We start from the raw sequence: 19445 nt of genomic DNA, 5'->3' as shown, positions 1-19445 counted from the left end.
AAAATTAGATATGCAACCAGCCTCGGCCACTTTTCCGTTGCGCCTGCTTCTCACTATGAACCCCACGGTTGTTGTTGCTATAGTATTCTACAAATTTTTCGTTTTTGCTCTGTGATTTCATAATGATGTTATCTTTGACAAATTTACTCCAGCCACCCACCTGTGGATCAGGGGCAACATAGCGCTCAGGGTCTGCGACTTCATGTTGATGGAGAATATCTTTAAAATTAAGGGCCTTAAAATCCCGAGTCGCATGAATAATGGTGCCCTTATCGATAAAAAGCGAACTGTAATCATCACATGCAATACCCTCAGCACGAACTCTATCATCTACCCTTTCCCGCCAGAGCCGTTTCCACTCAATTTTCAACTCATCAACGAGTTCTTTTTGTTTTAGAACCATAGCTACCTAATTCCCTTCATGACAGAAGCGGACCGAAAAAACTATTTTTAAAATAATAACAAAACAAGGTGAGGTTTAACTAACCTCGACTATAACTTGAAAGCAGAGATTTATTTAAACTACAAGGATATACTGTTCTAGTTTTATTTAGAATTTAGACCATTTTTCTGTATTTTGTCCAATTTTTTAATGAGTAAACCTGTTGTTTGACATAGAACAATGATATTAAACATCGTGACCGCTAATCGGATAAGTATCCGATGTCAAAATTGGATTACACGCAAAAACAAATAGATTCTCTGCAAAAGTTGTGCCGCACGCAAACGCATGAGCGACCGTTTCCAAAAACAGAAACTGAAGTCTATCGTATAAAAAAGTGCTATTGTGGGTCCTAAACTCAGAAAACGCCAAACCTTAAGTTTGTCAAGTTGTTGAGTCGCCTGTAGGCGTGGACTTGGATAAACCATAAAAACAAAGTTTTGTTCTTCAGTTGTTGTTCCCTAACTATCTGACCGGTTCCGACCTCCAGCATTATTCCGATGTTGACAATATTCCGAACACCAAATACTGGCAAAATATTCATGTGATCCCTATCATGTTTGTTGCATCAAAAGCATCAAAAATAATTCACATAATTGGTTGAGCAGTAACTTTTGCGATAACATGATTATTTAATAATTACAGATGTGTTAGTATAAATTTAAGTGGGTATGTTATGGACAAAGAATTCCTAGATAAAATTCAGGAAAGTTTGTCTGGTTTTGCACTTAAGGATGTTTGTTTTTTTGCTTGGTTGTGTGCCGTGCGAGCCTTGCCCTTTCTGGCAATACGCGGAAACTTTGATTACTGGAAGCACACCAACCGCGGGGATCAAAGGCAAAAGTATCTGTTTACGATATTAAAATCACTAGATATCGTCGCCAATGCCTATAACTACGAAACTGCCGCATCTGCCGATACCCGCGTTGATGTTGCCGTTGCCGTACGCGCAACCGCTGCCTATGCCGATACTCGTGCAATTGACGCGGCTGTTCGGGCCGTTGCTGCCGCCGTCCGCGTAGCCACAGTTGACGACTTCGCATTTACCTACGACGCACCCGATACAGTCGCAACCGATGCAGCTGACGCAGCCGTTGAAGCATTCGCCTTCGGTGGATCTACAATCGACTTAAAGGCGATCCTGATTGAAGATTTAAGAAGCATAAAGTCTGGAAATAATGCTTTCAGGAGAAATCTTGCTGTTTATGGGGACTTGTGGGGTAATTTTCAAAGTGCTTTGTGCAAGTTAGGTTGTGAATATTGGGGTAAATGGTACACAAGTTTATTTAAAAAAGGTCTTGTTCTGGATAATGAAGACTATAAAGAAATTCAGGCGCGCCTTAAAGTTCCAGCTGAAATTATGGAACAAGGGGCGGCTGCAGTTGCCCGCTATTTGAAGGAAGCAGAAAAACAAGGAGGTTTAGTTTATGCTCAGCGGGAAACGCGATTAATACTTCTAGGTTCGGCCAGTGCGGGAAAGACAACGTTGGCGAGACGTCTCAACGGAACTTATAGCGATCCTACACCTGAAGAATCAACTCATGGTGTGAACACCGAAATTGAGTTGGATTTTAACGGTGTAAAAACACGTGTGTGGGATTTTGGTGGACAAGTGATATATCATGCATCCCACAGGTGTTTTATGTCGGCAAACTGTGTATACATTCTTGTTGTTAATGCTCGAGAGGAGGAATGTCGCGACATTAGTCGACTCAACTATTGGCTTGATACCATTCGCATTTATTCAGAAAACAAAGCAAAGGCGTTTATTGTCATCAATGAGTCAGATAATCGTAGTCAAAATCTTGAGGATTTTAGCTCTTTCATGGAAGGTGAATACAAATCTATTATCCACAAGTTTTATAGTTTTAATATTTGCAAAGATGTGGCTGGTTTCGATGCTTTTAAGAAAGATCTTACGGCTTATATAGAAAGCGTTGGGCATCAAGCTTTTGGCAAAAATGACAGTCGCGCCATGTGTGAGGTAACAAATCTATTTAAACAAACAAATAAAAAAATTTTGAAAAAAAATGAGTTAGAGGCAATTTTTAGTAGTAATGGTATAAAAAAACATGACCAAAAACGTGTAGTGGAATTATTTGATACCTTGGGTGTCGCACTGAGTTATGCTTTTATGGAGGATTATGTGCTTGACCCTTGTTGGATTAGTCGCGGGGTCTATAAGGTTATTGATTATTTGCAGAAAAATAAGACTGGGCTTATTAAATATTCAGAAGACGTTTTTGATGCAGTGTTTGCAGATGAGAGTAGCATTTATCCAAAGGGTGAAAGGGAGCATATTTTTGATTTGATGGAACATCATAAAATAGGTTTTCGCAATAAAGGTGGTATTTATGGGTTGCTTGTTCCTTGTGCTGCTGCTAGGTTTGTGCCAACGGATGTAATTAATAGTGCAAAGCCCGATAGTCTCATAACGCATGTAGAGCGAGATACACTAGATGAAATTCCTGCTGATTTTTTCAACAGATACCTTTGCAAAAATGAAAATAATATAGCGACGCGCGAAGAAGGAAGCGAAAAAAGAATTGCCGTGTGGCAGGAGGGCATGGTTCTAGCGGGAAACAACGCAAGTGCGACTGTACTAATTTATCATAATAGACGTATAGAGATTACTGTTTGGGGTGAAGAAAAAGAAGCATATCGAGATATGTTGGAAGCACGTATAGATGATCTGCTCAAAGATTATAACTTTTCTGCAATAAAGGATCGAAAAGAAAGAAACGGCAAAATAATAAACTTCATCGGTTTAGTTCTTTCGCGAGCATTACAACCGGGCTTATAAGTGGCTGATGGTTTAAGATTTCTGAAGTGTGAAACGGAAATATGTTAAACCAGTGATCTCTCGATAGAGATCTGAGGATACTCTGATTGATTTAATGTTTCGATTAGCAAGTGCCTCATCAGTCGTTGTTACTATTTAGTAGCTGTGTAAGTTTAGTTTCTACTTTTGCTAATAGTTTCCCTCAATCATATTTTTTTGAATTAACGCCGTAATTGATCACGTAAACTATTGTCCTCTGCATCACATGCTTTTTTTAATTGAATTGACCGTTTAGTATGTGCCTTAAATTAGTGATGATTAAATCCAAAAACTGTTAAACGTCTCTCAAATGCTTCGGTTATTCAACTCTCTCTTTGCAACATTGTATCAAATATTATCTCTTGACTTGTCACGATGGATTTGTATGTGTGGATTTACAACCTTTAAATTCAACTTGTACCTTAGTTTTGCTGTGATTCTCAATGGCAGTATCCGTTACTGTTAAGGATATCTACTCAGAGAAATTTAACGCAGTTTTCGAAAACGATAGCGCATCAAAATGCTTAGAGGGTTTCAAAAAAGACATGCCTCCTGTCCTGGCCGTTTTAGATGACAAAGGCAACTATGCAGGGATGGTGAGCCGTCGCGCCGTTATACGCAGCCGCCTAGACTTAACCCGACTCAAAGTCAAAAATATAATGACCGGTGCCTCCAAAATTAGTTTAGATGACTCGTTGAGTCGTGTAGCAAAACTAATGATTGGCAGCGGTGTACGTCAACTTCCGGTGCTTGAAAAAAACAAAATAATTGGCTTTGTCACTGATGAAAACGTAATTCACGCTTTTGCTGAAGCTCCCTGGGGCAATGCACATGTCGAAACCGTTATGACCCGCGCACCCCACACCGTTGAAACAAATCGCAGTGTTGGCGCTGTTTTGGGTTTGATGCGCGAATACGGCATATCTCATGTTCCCGTCCTAGAACGCGGTCGTCTTGCAGGTATGATCAGCATACAAGACATCTTTGAAAGTCTCTACTTCCCCCCTAAGCGCATGGGAAACACTGACTTTGCAGGTGACCGCATAGCCACTTTGGGCATTGCCGCTAAAGCTATCATGCGACAGCCCGTCATAATTGTTGATCCCAAAAAATCTCTTCATGATTGTGAGGCTTTGATGCACTATCATGACATATCTTGTCTTTGTATAGTTGATGCTGAGCGACTAACTGGGGTTGTTACTAAACTTGATTTCTTAGAGCCTATAAGTCAAATGGAGACAGCTGAGCATCGTCTAACGCTTCAGTTTAGTACCAAAGATCTAGAAATTAATCCTGAGCAGCAGCAATTTATGATGGCTGAATTTGATTCGTTTGCCCGCCGTTTTCAAGGAGCTTTTGAGCGGGGTTCACTATTTGTCTACATGAAAACCCATCGTGGTACCAACACACGCGACACCCCTATGGTTCATTGCCGTCTGCAATTTCGAACAACCAAGGGTAGTTTTGTTGCTGCTGGTGAGGGCTGGGGTGCAGAACCCACTTTCAAAGTTGCACTCGACCGACTCGAACGACGCCTGCTACGAAGCAAAGAACTCTTATCTTACAACCCGCGCTTTGCACGCGATTACCTGCGCAAAATAGGATTGCCCTCAGAAGAGCAATAACTCTTCCCTTATTTTATAATCTCTGGGCAGATTTCGGGTCGTTTCATAGCTGGGAAGCTTTTGCCTGTTGTGCCCTTTAGATTTTATTTTCATAACCTTTCATACTTGTTGTACTGAGTTTGTTAGTTGTTATGTTGGGTTAGTTGGTTTTTGTGTTGATTTGGGGTTTGTTTTGTGCTTTTTAAGTCGTGTGTGGTTGTTGTTTTGTGTTTTTATGTTTTTGTGTAGATTTGTAGTGTGAGTTGTTTTGGGGTGGGGTTTTTTGTAGTTAACTTGGAATTGCTGCTAAGGGATACTTTGCAAATACACAGACACCGCCTCCAAAACCATCGTAAGGCATCTGCTTGACATCGAGAAAGATTCTGTCATAACAACAAAACAGTCGTCAAAAATAGACAACAAACTCTCTAGAGGCATTAGCCTCTCTTATTTTTTCCATAAACTCAAAAATTGATTTTGACTCTTCGGCTGATTTAGCCCTGTTTATGGGTTGGGTTTTGTTTGGTTCCAGTAGTACACTTGGTGGTAGATGTTGTTGAAATCAAATGCTGGATCATCAAAGACTATATCTAAATCTAACCCATACCGATCTATGAGTTCGTATAGGTTCTCTAGGATAGGGGGTGCTTTTTCGTCTTCGGGCCAAAGACCCCAGATGTTGTCTTGTGCTAAGTGTTTGTTGCGCCGTATGCCCCAGCCATAATCGGGAGGCAAAACCAGCACCACTTGAGCCTGCTTGGCTGCTGTTGTTGGGTTTGGTCTTGGGTTTGTTTTGGTATGGTTCCAAAAGTTTTCCATGGCTATAAAGTGGTCTTCTGAGAGTACGCCGTAGGGGTTATCTTCGGGGTAGGTTGGGTAGTTAAAGACCGTTACATATTTTGCTCCAGCCTCATATGCCAACAGCATCTCTTGGTAGATTTCTTGGGCGCTGGCCATGTAGGGTGGTTCATAGTAGCTCCAAACGATTATGGCGCCCCAGGTTTTGTTTTGTGTGGTTGCGGCTCCGCGGCAGAGCGCAATCTGCTGTCTGGAGTCAAGCTCCCAGCCCAACTCTGCATACACCACATCATACCCAGCAAGATAATCCCACCAATAAAGAACATAATCCGAAGTAAACACGGGGATTGAGCGGTTTTTAAGATCTATCATACTATTGGTTTGGCTGATGGTTTGCACAAAAAAATCTGCCGCCTCACAATAACTAGACGCTTCACTAAACATTTGCTTGGTATCGAGTTGTTTGCCTCCGGGTTCATCATAGAAATAAACCCCCAAAAAACTATCCCCCCAACGAACAGGAGCACTATCCAGCCAAGTTTGATGCCACGGATAAGTAACCCGAGAAACAAACTCAAAATACACCGTAAACTTTAACCCCGATTGAGCCACATAATCACAAACCTCACTAAGCGCACTCTCATTAACCGACAAATCATACGAATTAATCAAAAAAACATTAGTATAATCCTTCACCTTATCAACCAAAACCTTGGCCTCCTCAGGCGTCTGACCCCCAAAAGAAACCCCAAAATAAAACTCATCAACACCTTGTTCTTGAGCACTTTGCTGTTGCTGAAAACTATAAACAACAACTGCACCCGAAACCCCTATGACAACAATTAAAAAAAGACCCAAAGCCTTACCCAAATGCCGCCCCGCTGACGCCAAAAAATCAGACGACCCCACCTTGAATCTAGACACAAAATAACCCCACCTAAACCATGCATCACTGCAAAAACTCTCAACACCCAAACAGCCCAGATACCCCAATCTCCTGTATCTTATCTACAAATAAATGCCCCTAATCGTTAAAAAGCCTTCGCACAAAACCCCCAACTAAACAAACCACAAGATAAACCAGAAAAAAATAACCTTGTATGTAATTAACGATAAAACCTGCCGATGTTACAAATAACAGATTAGGCAATACTGGATTCCATCAAACAATAACAATAAAACGCACAGAGAACACAACAAACAACCCTGTCCATATATAATACCTAAAATAAAGTGGGGTGTTGTTTGTGTTTATCTTTAGGGTAGTTGTGCTTTGCCCGTGTTGCAGCTAGTGCACCCTAGATCTGAGCTATAGAAACCGCTGCCTGCAGAAGCACCTATACTGGTAAAGGGGCCAGAGGAAAACCCGTAAAACACATTTTCAGTTACCGTACCAAACATTTCATATTCATCAGCCCATAGAGTAATGCATAGGCTACCGTCGACTTCTGCTGATCTAGGCCATCCCTCAAATACATCTGATCCAGACCATCGTTCAACCTTCCAACTACAATTATAGAGCATACCATCATCTTTTTTGACTGCTGAAACTGTTACACGCACACCCTCACCAAAATATGAAGGCGAGTCACTATTATTTGTACTTGAATTAACTACTAATAGACCCTCATCCTTAGCAGGGGTAGCTGTATTGGCTACGCCAACAAAAGAAAACATCAAAACAACTACAAAAACTGAAAGAAATGCTACTCGAAACATAGCTGATGCTCTTAACATAACTATTACCAAACATTATACGTTAAACAAACTAAAAAACATTCACAAGCTACAAAACATCAAAACCACAAATATCTGCTAAAACCTTAGCTGATTATTGTTGTTAGGTTTGTTTGATTTGTTCTGCAAGTTCTGCAATCTGCATTCTGAATTTTTCACGCATCTTGGTAAAACGCATCGCAGCTGAGGGATGCACAACCTCAAAATATTTAATCCCCTCAACTCGCGGTGTCTCTTTAGCTGAAGCTCCCAAAAGTACAATAATTTTAGGCTGAATCAAACAGATCTGCTCCTGCAAATAAGGCAGACAGGCCGCAACTTCAGCGGGAGACGGTTTACGATTTTTAGGCGAAGTATGCTTAACGATATTGGTAATAAAAAGTAACTCTCGACAAATACCAAATTCAGCAAACGTTTTACTGAGATATTTACCCGCCCGGCCTACAAACGGCCGACCCGACTCATCCTCCTCAGCACCCGGATTCTGCCCCACCACCATAACCTTAGCATCAAAAGGACCCTCACCAAGAACTGCATGCTTTGTACCCTCCCAAAGCTGACAACGCCTACAACCACAAACCCGTCTGTAAAGATCATCCATCATATAAACGCCACTTGTTGTTGGGTATATACAATCACACAGACTTAAAAAAACCTACAGCCTACTCTTATTCAAGCTCTTATCTGCAAGCAACAGAAACGACTGCTAAACTTTTAAGGACGAATAGCTGATTGAGACCCATTTTAGAATCACTCTCCCAAAGCACAGCCAAAGTCCTAATCAAAATAGCCTTCACCTTCGAACCCCTAGCACCCACAATCCTAACCATATTCATAAACCAAAGACTGCACCGCTACAAAGAAAGCGGCATAGTCAACAACTACAAAACCCATACCAAACGACTAGGCAGATACCACTACCAAATAGAACTCCAGCTGGACCTAACCAACATCCAAGCAGCCCATCTTGCAGTTAACCTCCTACCCACCCAACTAAGCATCTTTAGGAGGTGGCATTATGACTGAACGGATGTATGAAAAGAAAGGATACCTGCGAGTAACTGTCGATCTTGAAGTTAACGATGAATTAATGGAAGTCTTTAAAGATACCCTCTCAAAAGCTTCCACACAACTCCCCGAACTACTGAGACGAAACAACACAGAAAAAAACAACGACAAAGCAACCTGCTAAAAAACACTGAACCCTAATGGACCCAAAAAACGTAGTAAACCAAGTAAAACAACTTATCCTACAAGAAACCCAAAAAACCCCAACCCCACCAAGACTTACTGAGGCTGATTAACACGAAATAACGGAAAAATGCAAAACATAGGTAAAACAAAAAAATAAAAAGGAAAGACAGCTAAACGTCGTCACTAAGGGAACTAAGAGAGGTGATAGCCTCTCTAACTTAAACCCGTTCTAACGCAGGTGCTGTTTAAGGTCGAGCTGTAGTATACACACCATACTCGACGCTATCAGGATCATCAGATCCAAGATATTTGGGGTCTAAGTTTTTGATGTCAAGGTATTCCTTCTCAAGGTAACTGTTTGGAAGATATCGTTTAAAGATGACAATATCCTTAAGATATTCCTTCTCAAGTTTGATATCTTCAAGATACTTTACAGGGAGAAACTCCTCTTCATCGTCCACAACACCAGTTAGGGTTACGGTTTCAAAGTCAACTTTAGCATTTTCACCGGCCACAACAACTACCGTTTCAGTATAGGTACAATACCATCCGCTGATAGTTACCGTATATGTACCCGGCTCGAGATTGTTAAAAGTTCGCATTGTCAGCTCCAGTATGTATTTTGCGCTCATAGACTAACAATGTCATCACATTTAATAACCAGATCAAACTCGCAAATATTCATTAGTCACAGTATCACGCTGTACCTCTTCATTGTTTACCAATTCGTTGTTGACTAATTTGTTATAGATCAACTATCCATAAGTGTCTCAGCGTGATCAAAGTCATCACACTAGTTCATTGCAAACCTTTTTACTTATCAACATACCGTATGGCGAGAACATTTCTGTTTTCAATATTGTCCAATGAGGCTTTAGCGGTTGGAAAAATAAAAAATGTTTGGATGAGTTGCGTAGCGTCGATAGTGTTTGTTGTTGTCTGTTTTAGTTGGTTAATAGTTAGCTTAATTCGCCGATGAGTTTGAGTTTGTTAAAGTTTTCGTCTTGGTGGGGTGCCATGTCGAGGTCTTCTGTTAAGTCTTTGCCGGCATTGTGCATGCCCATATGTTCGCCGTCACTCCAGAAACTGCTCTCAGATACATCATAGACTTTGCCTTGATAGGCTATCCAGGCGGGTTTACCGTCTTTGCCGTTGTTAGCTTCAAGTTCTTGACGGGTTACTTTTTTTTGTGACAAAAAATACACCTGTAATAAATATTGAATGCGAGTGGCTTTAAAGGTTTAGGGATCCTCTTGCTAGGCCGAGGTTGCCTCAATTTTCTGAAAAATGCTTCGGTTTAGGGTGTTTGTGGGTTTTGGCCTTCTTCGGTTTCTTTTTTGTTTTGGTGGGGTGTGTTTAGTAGGTCTTTGACGCGGTTTGTTATGGTTGGGCCTAGTCCGTGTACGGTTTTTTCCCAGTCGTCTATGTTTATGAGTGCGTTTATTGGGGTTTGGTATGCTTCTAGGAGGGCGGTGGCTTTTTCTCGTCCGATGCTGGGTAGGCTGGCGATGAAGTATATTTGTGCGTCTGAGAGGGTGTCGCATTTTTTGAATGCGTGGACTATGGCGTTGCGTTTTTCTATGATTTGTTCTTGGCGTGCGGCGGTGTAGAGAAAGTCTATGGTTTCTTTTTGGCTTGCGGTGTTGACTATGGCGATGCCGTTTTTGGCGAGGTTGAACATGGCTCCCCAGATAGCTTGGGGTTGGATGTTGCTGTATTTGTAGATGATGGGCATATAGCCTTCTAGGATGATGAAGGATTTTGGGTAGACGTCTCTTAGGCGGTAGAGTTGTTCAAAGAGGAAGCGTCGGGTGAGGGTGTAGACAAAGTCGCTGACGGTTTTGCGTTCCACTGCACATTGATCACTTAGAATATAGTCGCCTTTTTCTAGCATCTCGGTTTTGACTTGGGCGCCTTTCTCAATTAAGCCAGTGGCGATTTTTTTGGCACTGGACGCTTCGCGGCTATCCATTATGATTGTAGGTTCGCCGTCTTTGTTTTTTTCTTTAACGAATGGAAGCAGGGTTTGCTCTTTAGACATGCCTCTCACCTATGGCTACACATGGGTAGCAACAATCTATCTTATAGGTAGTGCCTAAAGGATAAAAAAAGAATAATGATTGATCTATTGTTGTGGTTGTGGTTTTATGTTTGGCGGGTTTCTTTTAGGATGGCGGCTACGGTTGCGGCAGTTTTGCGTCTGCGGCGGATGGTTGTAACTATGGCTACAATAATGATTAGGGCTATGATGACTATGGCTATGTATAGCCAAGGTGTTGTGTTTGGACTCATAATTGATTGCTGGGGTATTTTTATGGTGATGCTTTGTTTGCCTTGATCGGCTTGGCAGGTTATGATCCAGAGGTCATCTTGGGCTTTGCTGGTAAAGGTTGTGGTGGTTTTTCCGTCTATTTTTATTTGGAGTGTTTGGGTATCGTCGATAAGTGTTTTGGGTATGGTGATGGTAATGGGTGTGGAGGTTTGGGTTGTGTTTGTGTTAAAACTTAGTGTTTGGGTTGCGGAATCATATTTTAGGTCTGTTATGGTTGCGTTTGAGGATGCTGAGGAGACTTTGCCTGAGGAATCGGTTGTTAGTGCGAGGCTTTGGGTGGTGTTCATCCATCGCAGGGTGTTGTTTCCTTCCCAGTAGGCGCAAAGTAAATAGTTGCCTGTGGTTTTGGGGATCCAAATCATATTAAAACTGCCATCGGCTCGGGTTTGTTCTAATGCGAAATCTTCCCAAGTGTTTCCATTATCGATGCTACTTTTAAGGAACACTTTGGCACTGGGGATGGCGCTATTATTGTAGCTTAATCTACCGCTCACCTCAACTCTTAGATTAGATGCAGAGGCACTTTTGGATGTGAGCTCTAAATTCGGTTTAGTAGTAGGTTCGGGTCTAGGCGGCGGGGTCGGGGTTACGGTTGGCTCAGGAGTAGGCGATGGCGTAGGCGTGGGAGTTGGGGTTGGAGTCGGCGTTGCATCTGTTTCAGCCTGGAGAGGACTAATCGACAACATAGATGCTGTTGTTGTGATATCGGTTTGTTTTGTTGTCATGGTGGTAGTGGTGTTTATTTCAGGCGTTGCCGAGGAACCCCAAAACAAACAAAGTGATGCCAAAAGAACCATTACAACAAGTAAACCTGACAGTTTAACCTTAGACATAGAGGATACCATTTGATAACCCCTTGTGCTATTCTAATGTAGCCATTTAAAGTTTTGCAAATTACTGCACACCAAACTGCGATTTCTGCGTTTCCTCTAACTTCAAAAACTCCTCGGCTTCCTGTTAGTTTTAGCTGTTTGAGGTTTGCTTGGTGGGGTTATTTTGTTGTTATTGTTGTTGGTTGGTTGGTTTGATTTGGAGTATGTCTTCTATGTATGCTCTTAGGGGTTCGGCTATGCTCCATGCTTGCGCGATGCAACCTCTGGGTGTGTTTGGAGGTTTGCAGTCATAGATTTCATTTATGGTTCCTAGACTATTTTGATAGATGTCCTCTGTGAATAGTGGTGTGATGAGCGTATCTAGGGTTTGTTTTCGTGCTTGGCTGGAGTAGTTGTTGACTTTGAGATAGGCTGTTATGTATGGACCCAATAGCCAGGGCCAAATGGTGCCATTGTGATAGGCGGAATCTCGACTGCGCCGATCACCTGCGCATTTATCTAAAAACTTAGGGTCCTCAACTGATAGGGTGCGCAGTCCATGAGGTGTTACGTGTTCTTTGTTAACTACATCGACGATTCGATGGCTGGTTTCTTTATTTAACATCGAATAATCAAGAGAAACAGCAAAAATCTGATTGGGCCGTATGGAGGCATCATCAACACCGTTTGATTCAAGCACATCATAGAGACACCCCTGTTTAGCATTCCAGTATTTCTCATTAAAACTCCTCTTGGTATGCTCCGACATGTTTGCATATTGTTTGGCTAAGGCTGGTTCTTCAAATTTTTCGGCTAGATGTTCCATGATTTTGAGTGTATTATACCACAGCGCCTGAATTTCCACTGCCTTGCCTGCCCGCGGCGTAATCATATCGCCCTCTACTACTGCATCCATCCAAGTAAGACGCGGACCATGCATAAGCAATCCATCTTTATCGAGTTGAATTCCAAAGAGAGTACCCTTTTGATGATGCACAACTACCCCCTTGAGATTCTCCCACAATTCCGTTTTAACAAAGTTGTAGTCTTGGGTATATTTGAGGTACTGATGCACCGCATTAACATACCAAAGTGTACCATCAACGGTGTTGTAGATGGGGACTCCTGTTTTATCCGCAACAAAGTTGGGAATCAACCCATCTTTAAAGTAACGCATAAAATTCCACAGAGTATCTTTGGCCTCAGCAAACCGGCCCGTAATCAGCATCAATCCCGCTAAAGAGATAAAGCTGTCTCGACCCCACGGCTCAAACCAATAATAACCCGCAATAACAGATTTTTGTCCAGCGTGGTTTTGAACAATAAATGCGTCAGCGGCAAGCAACATCATATTTAACCACTCACTCTGCACCACCTCGGGATGTATCCGATAGAAATCTGCAAGCAGAGCCGCCTTGTTATTTAATTCCACCGTAAAGCTATGCTTTATTTCTTGATAGGTGGCACCAATAGCGTCTAATGTTTCCACTGCAGTTTTTTCTTTCTGGCTGGCGGCACATGTGACTGCAAACTCTTTCTCAGCCTTAGCAGGCACTTGCAACTCAAAATAACCCGGCTGAAAAAGATCATCCAAATCCGCCTCACCCCGAAGCGCCTCATCACGATAATACAGACGCTCAACCCAATTAAGCCCCTCAACAAAAACACCCTCAGTTATACGACACCCAACAGTTGCCTCCGGACGCATAAAACTAACCAGAAACTCTTTATCACTACAGCTCTCTTGACTAAAATTTAGAGGCACCCGAAACCGATCAACAACATTATGATAATAACGACAGCTCAGTAGCGGGTAGAGCCGCATCTTTAGCGCCGTATCACCCTGATTTTTTATATTATAGGTTATGGCAACAGCATTTTTGAGCTGAGGCAAAAAAATCGTCTTCACAACTTCAACAGCGCCTACCCCATAGAGGTAACTAGGATAGGGATTGAGCGTGAACTGTTTAATGTATTTGTAACCGTCAGGAAAAATCAGATCATGAAATTGATTGGAACCCAGCCTATAGGTGGTATTGTTATTGTTATTGTTGTTGGCTGTGAGTAGTATGTCTTCATCGAGTTTGGCAAGACATATTGTGCGGTCTCCGGGTGGATTGAGTGCTGCCACTAGTAGGCCGTGGTATTTGCGGGTGTTAATCCCTGGTACTGTTGTGGCAGCGTAGCTACCTAATCCGTTGGTTATGAGCCATTCTTTTTCAATAACTTCCTCAAATCCTGCAAGACGGTCTTTTTGAAAAGTTATGGCTGGTAACTTCATTACATCATCAGCTTTGCAATGTTTTTGTCTCTTGGAACACAAAAATAGTTTGCAACAGGCACACACTTAGTACGAAACAGCAGTAAATGGGGTTTGGTGAGTTTGTACTCGGTTAGGGTTTCGGCATATCCCATGCCCTTGGCAAATACCAATTCTGCACTATCATAGACTTTGAGAAACTCGGCAGAGGCCTCAGATCTTTGTAACCCCACCGCATCACAACCCGTGGTTATGACCTCATCAGCCAATTTATCAATGTTGCTGATTTCGGCGTCTTCTAGGGTGGCATCATTCATAACAGGTGAACCCTTCACTCCATAGATAACTTTTAATCCCATGTTTTTGAGTTGCTCAACAAGTAACGTATCAAACACGATCTCACCTGCATTATCTGCCAAAAACAAAACTTCCTGCGCTTTTTTTGTTAACTCATAGGCCTTATCAATATCATCTATGACTAAATCTTTGGATGCTTCTCTTAGTTGTCCTGCTAAACTCTCAAGGGTAAATTTATGTCCGGGTATGTCAAATTCCATGATATTTCCCACAATAGCACATAAACAAGCTTTTTTGAAGCGCTCCTGCTGATTATATCCTGACTCGACATATTTTTTGGCCCGGGGCAACATTTTGAGTGCTTTTTCATTAGCCCGCTTCTTTACAAGTTTGTAGGGGTCTTCGCAGCTGGTGAGTTTACGGATGATACGGTCACGTTTAGTGCTGATTTCTGCCGCATTTGCGGTCGGTTTGAACTCTCGGTTGAGTAATTTGACAATTTCATCTAAGCATCGAAAGCGCAGAGCAGGGTTGGTGGTGGCTTGATAAACCTGAATTTGCGCCCTAGAAAGCAGGCAAGAAACACATTCCGGCTCAACCTTCATCAGATTCACGCCGACTTGGCATTATTTATTGCTTCAGCAAATGCCACAAGCACACCATAGGGATCTTTGGCCTTTACTATACCGCTTGCAACCAAAACTCCCTGAGTACCCAACCTCAAAGCACTAGATACGTCTTCTGCGGTGCTTATGCCTGCGCCGCAGAGCAGGGGCATCTTGGGATTAACTTGTTTGACTAGTCTAGAGGTATCAGTTATGATTTCGGGTTTGGCTTTTGAGACACTAATCCCTGTCCCAATAAGTTCAGGGGGCTCCATGGAGGTTATATCGGGATTTAGAGCCGCTGTCGCAGCGCTTACCAAGGGATTGTTGGCACAAACACACGAAATAAAATTTTGTTCCCGACAAAGCGCAATGGTTGCCTCAATATCAATGAGGCGGAGTTGACGCTCGGAATGATTGATAAGCGTCCCCGTAGCTCCAGCCTCCTTTAGGGCCTCAATAAGCATATGTCCGGTTGAATTGCCTGGTTTGATGGGATCGCTGTGCTGGGCAAACACGGGAATCTCTACCGCTTGGGCGATTTTGGCTATGTCTATGGCCTGTGGCACCACAACCATACCTACACCTGTTTCTTTTGCGGCTCTCTCTGCCTGAGATGCCAACTCTAAGGCCCGTTTACCCGTGGATTCCAAATAGGTTTTAAAATTTATGATGATCAGGGGCGATTGCAGATTCATGCTATTCCTCACTTTAGCTAAAACTTTTTTGCTAATAATAACACTTTCTTCTAAACCAACCCGCATTATTTATTCGGTTGCTTTTTAGGCGAAGATGATGGTGGTTGTGGTGGTTGCTGTGATTGTGGTGGTTGTTGTTGGGTTAGCATGCCGATTAGTTGGTTGTCTTTGACTATGGCGGCTCGTTGGATGCCTTGTTTTGCCATAAGTTGCATGGCATAAATCATTGATTGATCTGCCTCTAGGAGAATAATGGGGGTGAATTTTAGTTCTCCGGCGGGGGTGGTTTGGGGGTTTTTGTGTTCTTCTATTATTTCTCTTAGAATATCGCGGTCGTTTATGACGCCTAGGTGTTTTTGGTGTTCGGTTATAAGTATGGAGGTTGTATTGTTTTTTAGCATTTGTTCTACGGCATAGGCGGTTGTTTTTGTTTTCTCTATCTCTATGGTGGGTAGTTTTGTTCCGGCTTGTCGGGTGATTTCTGTGATGTCTATGCCGCGTTTCCAGATATCATCTAGCATTTCACTGACCCGCTCAACTTGTTCACGATCACTTGAATAGAACGTATCAGCTAAATAAAATGCAGACTCCACTCCCACATCACTAAGTGGTGGATTTTTAAACATAAACAGATGCTTTTTATCAATAAGCATCATAGTCAGATAACTTATCGGCACATGTTTAACTTCATAGTGCGTAGCCAATTTTTGGGCGGGTTCCAAATTATCCAGATCAATGGAGGCCATCAAGCGAATCTTTAGATCCGATTTAAAATATTTGATAAGCGGATCATCCTCCGCTAAGCGATTGATGCTCTGTGAGGAAGTAATGACTACAATTTCTTTTTGGGCATCCTCTAAGACTCTAACCACTTTGTGCTCGGCTTCGGCTGGATCTTTTATAACTATGGTCTCGCCCAGCGGTACTCCGCTTTTTAGCTCCTCAATGCGTTTTGTGGCGTCCACTGCGCTTTGCCACATCTGCACAAAAAATGCTTTGAGAACTGAGATAAACATTTTATCGTTGATCCATAGTCCTTCATCTTCCAGATTTAGAACTGAGGCTTCATTTCCAAACGGCGCATAGAGTATGGCTTCTTCTTCATCTTTGATTAGAAACCGTGGAAAAAACTTGGAATTCATAGTCACATGTCGTAGCTTTATACCCAATTTATCCTCCAATATGCTGCGCTCAAGACGCTCAACCACTTTATAGTTCTCCAAAGACACATCAGTTAAAATCTGAACCTGCACCCCGCGACTCTGAGACGGCTCAACCGCCCCATCAAAAATCCCCGCAATATCTTCCTGAATCAACCCCAAAGCAGTGGTTAGCACAATAACCTCCGATTTGGCCTCCTCAATCATATTTAACATCTTGGAATGAATCTTTTTCTTACCCGTAATAATTGAAAATTTCGCCACCGGATACTCCGACTCAGGCGCACTAATAGCCTGCCAAGCAGTTAACAAACTCTGCTTCTGCTCACTAAGATTAGTCACCTCTGTTTTTTTAGCGGTGATATAGTTATCAACCAATACCGAGAACCCAACAATGGTAAAACGTGTTGGACGCTCAAGGGTGGCTTCGATGAAGCCTTTTTCTTGGAGTTTTTTAAACGTACGGTAAGCCTGCACACGCTCCATCTTGAGCCGCTTGGCAACAAAACTAGTGGACTGCACACCACTCTTAGCCAAAAACATGTACACCTGAATCTCCCGTTTAGACAACCCTAAAACTTGCAAAAACCGCATTATGTCTTTTTCACTCAACACTATACCGCCATCTAAAATCCAACTACTGTTACTATTGATAATCAAAATAATCTACGTTGAAGTTCTTTATAAAATGTATCGTTAAAGATGCAACAAAACACAATAACTACAAAAAAGTTAACCCAACAACTTTTGAGATGAACCATACTCTGCACGTACCCGACGAGCCGGCTCCCAGGATTTGCGCACACAACTCGGATAAACACCATGCCCCTCAGCAAGCAAGCGCCTCAAAAACACCAACGTCCGTCCATCACCCAAATACCCACTCCCAAAATCCCCATATTTTTCTTGCAAACGCTGAATTTCCAAATCACGCTCAACCTTTGCAATAATTGAAGCCGCCGCCACAACAGCATAATTCCTATCAGCTTTATGCTCTGAAACAATTATGGGTTGTTGAGCCATCACCAAAAACTCCCTTATATAATTCCCAAAACGTTGCGCCACCACATCAGCCGCATCAACAAACGCCTTATCCGGCCCCAACTCTTGAATAACCTTTGCCATAGTGTGAGCCTCAAGATGATTGAGTTTATAGAGCACCCGCGTACTATTCACTGCACGATCAATAAGATAAGGCGGCACCTTTATGACATGATGACTCTTAACCAAACGAAGAATCTCCGGATAGAGCGTCTCACGCCTCTTAGCAGAGAGCATCTTAGAATCAGCAACCCCCAACTCTAACAAACCCGGCAAATTCTCCTCCAAAACAACAACCCCCGCAACCACCAACGGGCCAATCACACAACCCCGACCCGCCTCATCAACCCCCGCAACCAACATACAATTACCCGCCTACCTCACAGGCTCAACACTCTAAGCTATAAGCTTTACAAAAAACACACAAAAACAAAACATGCCCAACCCAAACAAACCCCAACCACAATCAACAAAAAACACTACAAGAACACCACCATAGCAGAACAACAAAACACTTAGCATCTGCTTCTTCTTTTTTGGTGATTTTAGTTTCTGTGAAAAATCACAGTTTGGCTACTCTGCTAGCCCGCTTTACTTGATGGCTCTGGAACTCTGGTAGGGATTTTAAACTATTATACTATTTCTTTAAAAAAAAGTAACCGATGAAGCGTATAATTATGGTACATGTTGTAAGAGAAGAGTATCCATCCTTGTTGTTCATACTTCTCAATTGTTTTTTCTACCCCAATCATTTCATGTTCAGTTTCTGAAATTTTAACAAGCTCGTTAGTGTCGAGGTGTATACATTTCCATTTTCGCATAGTATCTTTTACCGTAATAAAAAATATAAAAGTATCATTAAAAATGGTGTAATGTTAAGTTGGTCTACAACTCGACCCTTGACTTTTTGACCTAAGACCGATTTTGTTCTAATAGTTCCAAATAGCTATACTCAAAGTATACATAACGGCAATTTGTTTCTGTATGTGAAGCGCTTCGTTGGCACTCCTTTCCATTGTTTCTGGTTGTCTGTCCTGTGGGTTCTATCTATTTTTTAAAATATGGCCTGAGAGAGTCGTTAGAAATGCTTTATATTTATATGCTTACACTATACCTGCCATGAGCCATTTCAACCCAGATTGGAACCCTGCCGATTGTAGCGAAAAAGGCAAAGCATTAGCAGCTGTTGAAAAAGAAACCAACTTAATCAAGTTAGCTGATTTTGCCAAATACAACGAATACTTTGATGTATGCATGGAAGCAGTTAAACGGTTGGATGACCAAACCTTACTGGCTGATGTTGCCATAAACGGCAAAAATTATCCCCCTGTCTGCGTAGCCGCAGCAGAAAAAGTATCTGTTCCTAAATTATTGGCAGATATTGCCATAAATGCCAAATACCTCCCAGTATGCGTAGCTGCAGTAGACAAATTAGAAGATCCCAAATTATTAGCCGATATTGCAAAAAACGCCATATTTGATGTATGCGTAGCCGTACTTGAAAAGCTAGACGACCAGAAATTGTTGGCTGATATTGCTAAGGAAGCTACGGACTCTGATGTGCGTGAAGAGGCGGTTGAAAAATTAGAAGATCCTGCTTTGTTGGCTGATATTGCTAAGGAAGCTACGGACTCTGATGTGCGT

General features: G+C 42.2%; 19 protein-coding genes. 6 read left to right on the top strand and 13 right to left on the bottom strand.

Annotated elements, in window-relative coordinates; all coding sequences use genetic code 11:
• Nucleotides 1–4: 4 nt before the first annotated feature.
• Nucleotides 5–403: a hypothetical protein gene (locus FWF39_RS05460; RefSeq protein WP_343382434.1), complete on the bottom strand. Its 399-nt coding sequence runs from the start codon at nt 401–403 to the stop codon at nt 5–7.
• A 715-nt stretch (nt 404–1118) separates the two neighbouring features.
• Here FWF39_RS05460 and FWF39_RS05455 point away from each other — a divergent pair.
• Both FWF39_RS05455 and FWF39_RS05450 read left to right on the top strand, forming a co-directional pair.
• On the top strand, nt 1119–3245 hold the full coding sequence (locus FWF39_RS05455; protein ID WP_343382433.1) for a COR domain-containing protein: 2127 nt from the start codon (nt 1119–1121) through the stop codon (nt 3243–3245).
• A gap of 461 nt (nt 3246–3706) precedes the next feature.
• Nucleotides 3707–4888, top strand: a complete 1182-nt coding sequence (locus tag FWF39_RS05450) for a CBS domain-containing protein (protein WP_343382432.1) — start codon at nt 3707–3709, stop codon at nt 4886–4888.
• A 483-nt stretch (nt 4889–5371) separates the two neighbouring features.
• On the opposite strand, the gene FWF39_RS05445 is transcribed toward FWF39_RS05450, so the two are convergent.
• The 3 genes from FWF39_RS05445 to FWF39_RS05435 all read right to left on the bottom strand — a co-directional run bounded on the left by FWF39_RS05445 (nt 5372) and on the right by FWF39_RS05435 (nt 8006).
• Nucleotides 5372–6589 (bottom strand): hypothetical protein, encoded by a 1218-nt coding sequence (locus FWF39_RS05445; RefSeq protein ID WP_343382431.1) that lies wholly within the window; start codon nt 6587–6589, stop codon nt 5372–5374.
• 333 nt (nt 6590–6922) lie between these two features.
• On the bottom strand, nt 6923–7402 hold the full coding sequence (locus FWF39_RS05440; RefSeq protein WP_343382430.1) for a hypothetical protein: 480 nt from the start codon (nt 7400–7402) through the stop codon (nt 6923–6925).
• Between the two features lie 103 nt (nt 7403–7505).
• A complete protein-coding gene (locus FWF39_RS05435) occupies nt 7506–8006 on the bottom strand; it encodes a uracil-DNA glycosylase (protein WP_343382429.1) in 501 nt (166 codons plus the stop codon).
• Nucleotides 8007–8134: 128 nt separating this feature from the next.
• On the opposite strand from FWF39_RS05435, the gene FWF39_RS05430 reads away from it, so the two are divergent.
• Together FWF39_RS05430 and FWF39_RS05425 are read left to right on the top strand one after the other, a co-directional pair.
• The gene (locus FWF39_RS05430) at nt 8135–8428 is read left to right on the top strand and encodes a hypothetical protein (protein WP_343382428.1); all 294 of its coding nucleotides are present in this window, start codon (nt 8135–8137) and stop codon (nt 8426–8428) included.
• Nucleotides 8421–8594 (top strand): hypothetical protein, encoded by a 174-nt coding sequence (locus FWF39_RS05425; protein WP_343382427.1) that lies wholly within the window; start codon nt 8421–8423, stop codon nt 8592–8594. The genes FWF39_RS05430 and FWF39_RS05425 overlap by 8 nt, the downstream gene beginning before the upstream one ends.
• 247 nt (nt 8595–8841) lie before the next feature.
• Here the strand turns inward: FWF39_RS05425 and FWF39_RS05420 are convergent, their stop codons facing one another.
• The 4 genes from FWF39_RS05420 to FWF39_RS05405 form a co-directional block, all read right to left on the bottom strand.
• Complete coding sequence (locus FWF39_RS05420; RefSeq protein ID WP_343382426.1) at nt 8842–9228, bottom strand: carboxypeptidase-like regulatory domain-containing protein; 387 nt, start codon at nt 9226–9228, stop codon at nt 8842–8844.
• A gap of 327 nt (nt 9229–9555) precedes the next feature.
• Nucleotides 9556–9792 carry a cytochrome b5 domain-containing protein gene (locus tag FWF39_RS05415; protein ID WP_343382425.1) on the bottom strand — a complete coding sequence of 79 codons (237 nt, stop codon included), beginning with the start codon at nt 9790–9792 and terminating at the stop codon, nt 9556–9558.
• Nucleotides 9793–9893: 101 nt separating this feature from the next.
• Complete coding sequence (locus FWF39_RS05410; protein WP_343382424.1) at nt 9894–10637, bottom strand: ERCC4 domain-containing protein; 744 nt, start codon at nt 10635–10637, stop codon at nt 9894–9896.
• Nucleotides 10638–10741: 104 nt separating this feature from the next.
• On the bottom strand, nt 10742–11422 hold the full coding sequence (locus tag FWF39_RS05405) for a hypothetical protein (protein ID WP_343382423.1): 681 nt from the start codon (nt 11420–11422) through the stop codon (nt 10742–10744).
• A gap of 37 nt (nt 11423–11459) precedes the next feature.
• On the opposite strand from FWF39_RS05405, the gene FWF39_RS05400 reads away from it, so the two are divergent.
• Nucleotides 11460–11777 carry a hypothetical protein gene (locus FWF39_RS05400; RefSeq protein ID WP_343382422.1) on the top strand — a complete coding sequence of 106 codons (318 nt, stop codon included), beginning with the start codon at nt 11460–11462 and terminating at the stop codon, nt 11775–11777.
• A gap of 153 nt (nt 11778–11930) precedes the next feature.
• Here FWF39_RS05400 and FWF39_RS05395 read toward each other — a convergent pair whose 3' ends face one another.
• From FWF39_RS05395 to rnhB, 5 genes are all read right to left on the bottom strand, one after another.
• A complete protein-coding gene (locus FWF39_RS05395) occupies nt 11931–14021 on the bottom strand; it encodes an amylo-alpha-1,6-glucosidase (RefSeq protein ID WP_343382421.1) in 2091 nt (696 codons plus the stop codon).
• Nucleotides 14021–14902, bottom strand: coding sequence for an ARMT1-like domain-containing protein (locus FWF39_RS05390; protein WP_343382420.1), 882 nt, complete (start codon nt 14900–14902; stop codon nt 14021–14023). The genes FWF39_RS05395 and FWF39_RS05390 overlap by 1 nt, the downstream gene beginning before the upstream one ends.
• Nucleotides 14903–14907: 5 nt before the next feature.
• Entirely contained in the window at nt 14908–15600 is a 693-nt protein-coding gene (tpiA, locus tag FWF39_RS05385; protein WP_343382419.1) for a triose-phosphate isomerase, read from the bottom strand.
• Nucleotides 15601–15665: 65 nt separating this feature from the next.
• Complete coding sequence (locus tag FWF39_RS05380; protein ID WP_343382418.1) at nt 15666–17420, bottom strand: helix-turn-helix domain-containing protein; 1755 nt, start codon at nt 17418–17420, stop codon at nt 15666–15668.
• A 72-nt stretch (nt 17421–17492) separates the two neighbouring features.
• Complete coding sequence (rnhB, locus tag FWF39_RS05375) at nt 17493–18164, bottom strand: ribonuclease HII (RefSeq protein ID WP_343382417.1); 672 nt, start codon at nt 18162–18164, stop codon at nt 17493–17495.
• A 756-nt stretch (nt 18165–18920) separates the two neighbouring features.
• Between rnhB and FWF39_RS05370 the strand changes: the two genes are divergently transcribed.
• The coding region (locus FWF39_RS05370) for a hypothetical protein (RefSeq protein ID WP_343382416.1) at nt 18921–19445 on the top strand (525 nt) is incomplete at its 3' end.

Origin of the sequence: Candidatus Bathycorpusculum sp. (assembly GCF_009778815.1) — an archaeon.
GTDB lineage: Archaea > Thermoproteota > Bathyarchaeia > Bathyarchaeales > Bathycorpusculaceae > Bathycorpusculum > Bathycorpusculum hydrogenotrophicum.
The sequence above is the reverse complement of the archived record's forward strand: the minus strand, read 5'-3'. Positions and strand labels throughout refer to the sequence as shown.

What these genes read in the sequence shown, in the direction of transcription:
- FWF39_RS05460 (WP_343382434.1), bottom strand. Translation starts at nt 403, where the DNA reads ATGGTTCTAAAACAAAAAGAACTCGTTGATGAGTTGAAAATTGAGTGG.
- FWF39_RS05455 (WP_343382433.1), top strand. Translation starts at nt 1,119, where the DNA reads ATGGACAAAGAATTCCTAGATAAAATTCAGGAAAGTTTGTCTGGTTTT.
- FWF39_RS05450 (WP_343382432.1), top strand. Translation starts at nt 3,707, where the DNA reads ATGGCAGTATCCGTTACTGTTAAGGATATCTACTCAGAGAAATTTAAC.
- FWF39_RS05440 (WP_343382430.1), bottom strand. Translation starts at nt 7,402, where the DNA reads ATGTTAAGAGCATCAGCTATGTTTCGAGTAGCATTTCTTTCAGTTTTT.
- FWF39_RS05435 (WP_343382429.1), bottom strand. Translation starts at nt 8,006, where the DNA reads ATGATGGATGATCTTTACAGACGGGTTTGTGGTTGTAGGCGTTGTCAG.
- FWF39_RS05425 (WP_343382427.1), top strand. Translation starts at nt 8,421, where the DNA reads ATGACTGAACGGATGTATGAAAAGAAAGGATACCTGCGAGTAACTGTC.
- FWF39_RS05420 (WP_343382426.1), bottom strand. Translation starts at nt 9,228, where the DNA reads ATGAGCGCAAAATACATACTGGAGCTGACAATGCGAACTTTTAACAAT.
- FWF39_RS05410 (WP_343382424.1), bottom strand. Translation starts at nt 10,637, where the DNA reads ATGTCTAAAGAGCAAACCCTGCTTCCATTCGTTAAAGAAAAAAACAAA.
- FWF39_RS05395 (WP_343382421.1), bottom strand. Translation starts at nt 14,021, where the DNA reads ATGAAGTTACCAGCCATAACTTTTCAAAAAGACCGTCTTGCAGGATTT.
- FWF39_RS05390 (WP_343382420.1), bottom strand. Translation starts at nt 14,902, where the DNA reads ATGAAGGTTGAGCCGGAATGTGTTTCTTGCCTGCTTTCTAGGGCGCAA.
- tpiA (WP_343382419.1), bottom strand. Translation starts at nt 15,600, where the DNA reads ATGAATCTGCAATCGCCCCTGATCATCATAAATTTTAAAACCTATTTG.
- rnhB (WP_343382417.1), bottom strand. Translation starts at nt 18,164, where the DNA reads ATGTTGGTTGCGGGGGTTGATGAGGCGGGTCGGGGTTGTGTGATTGGC.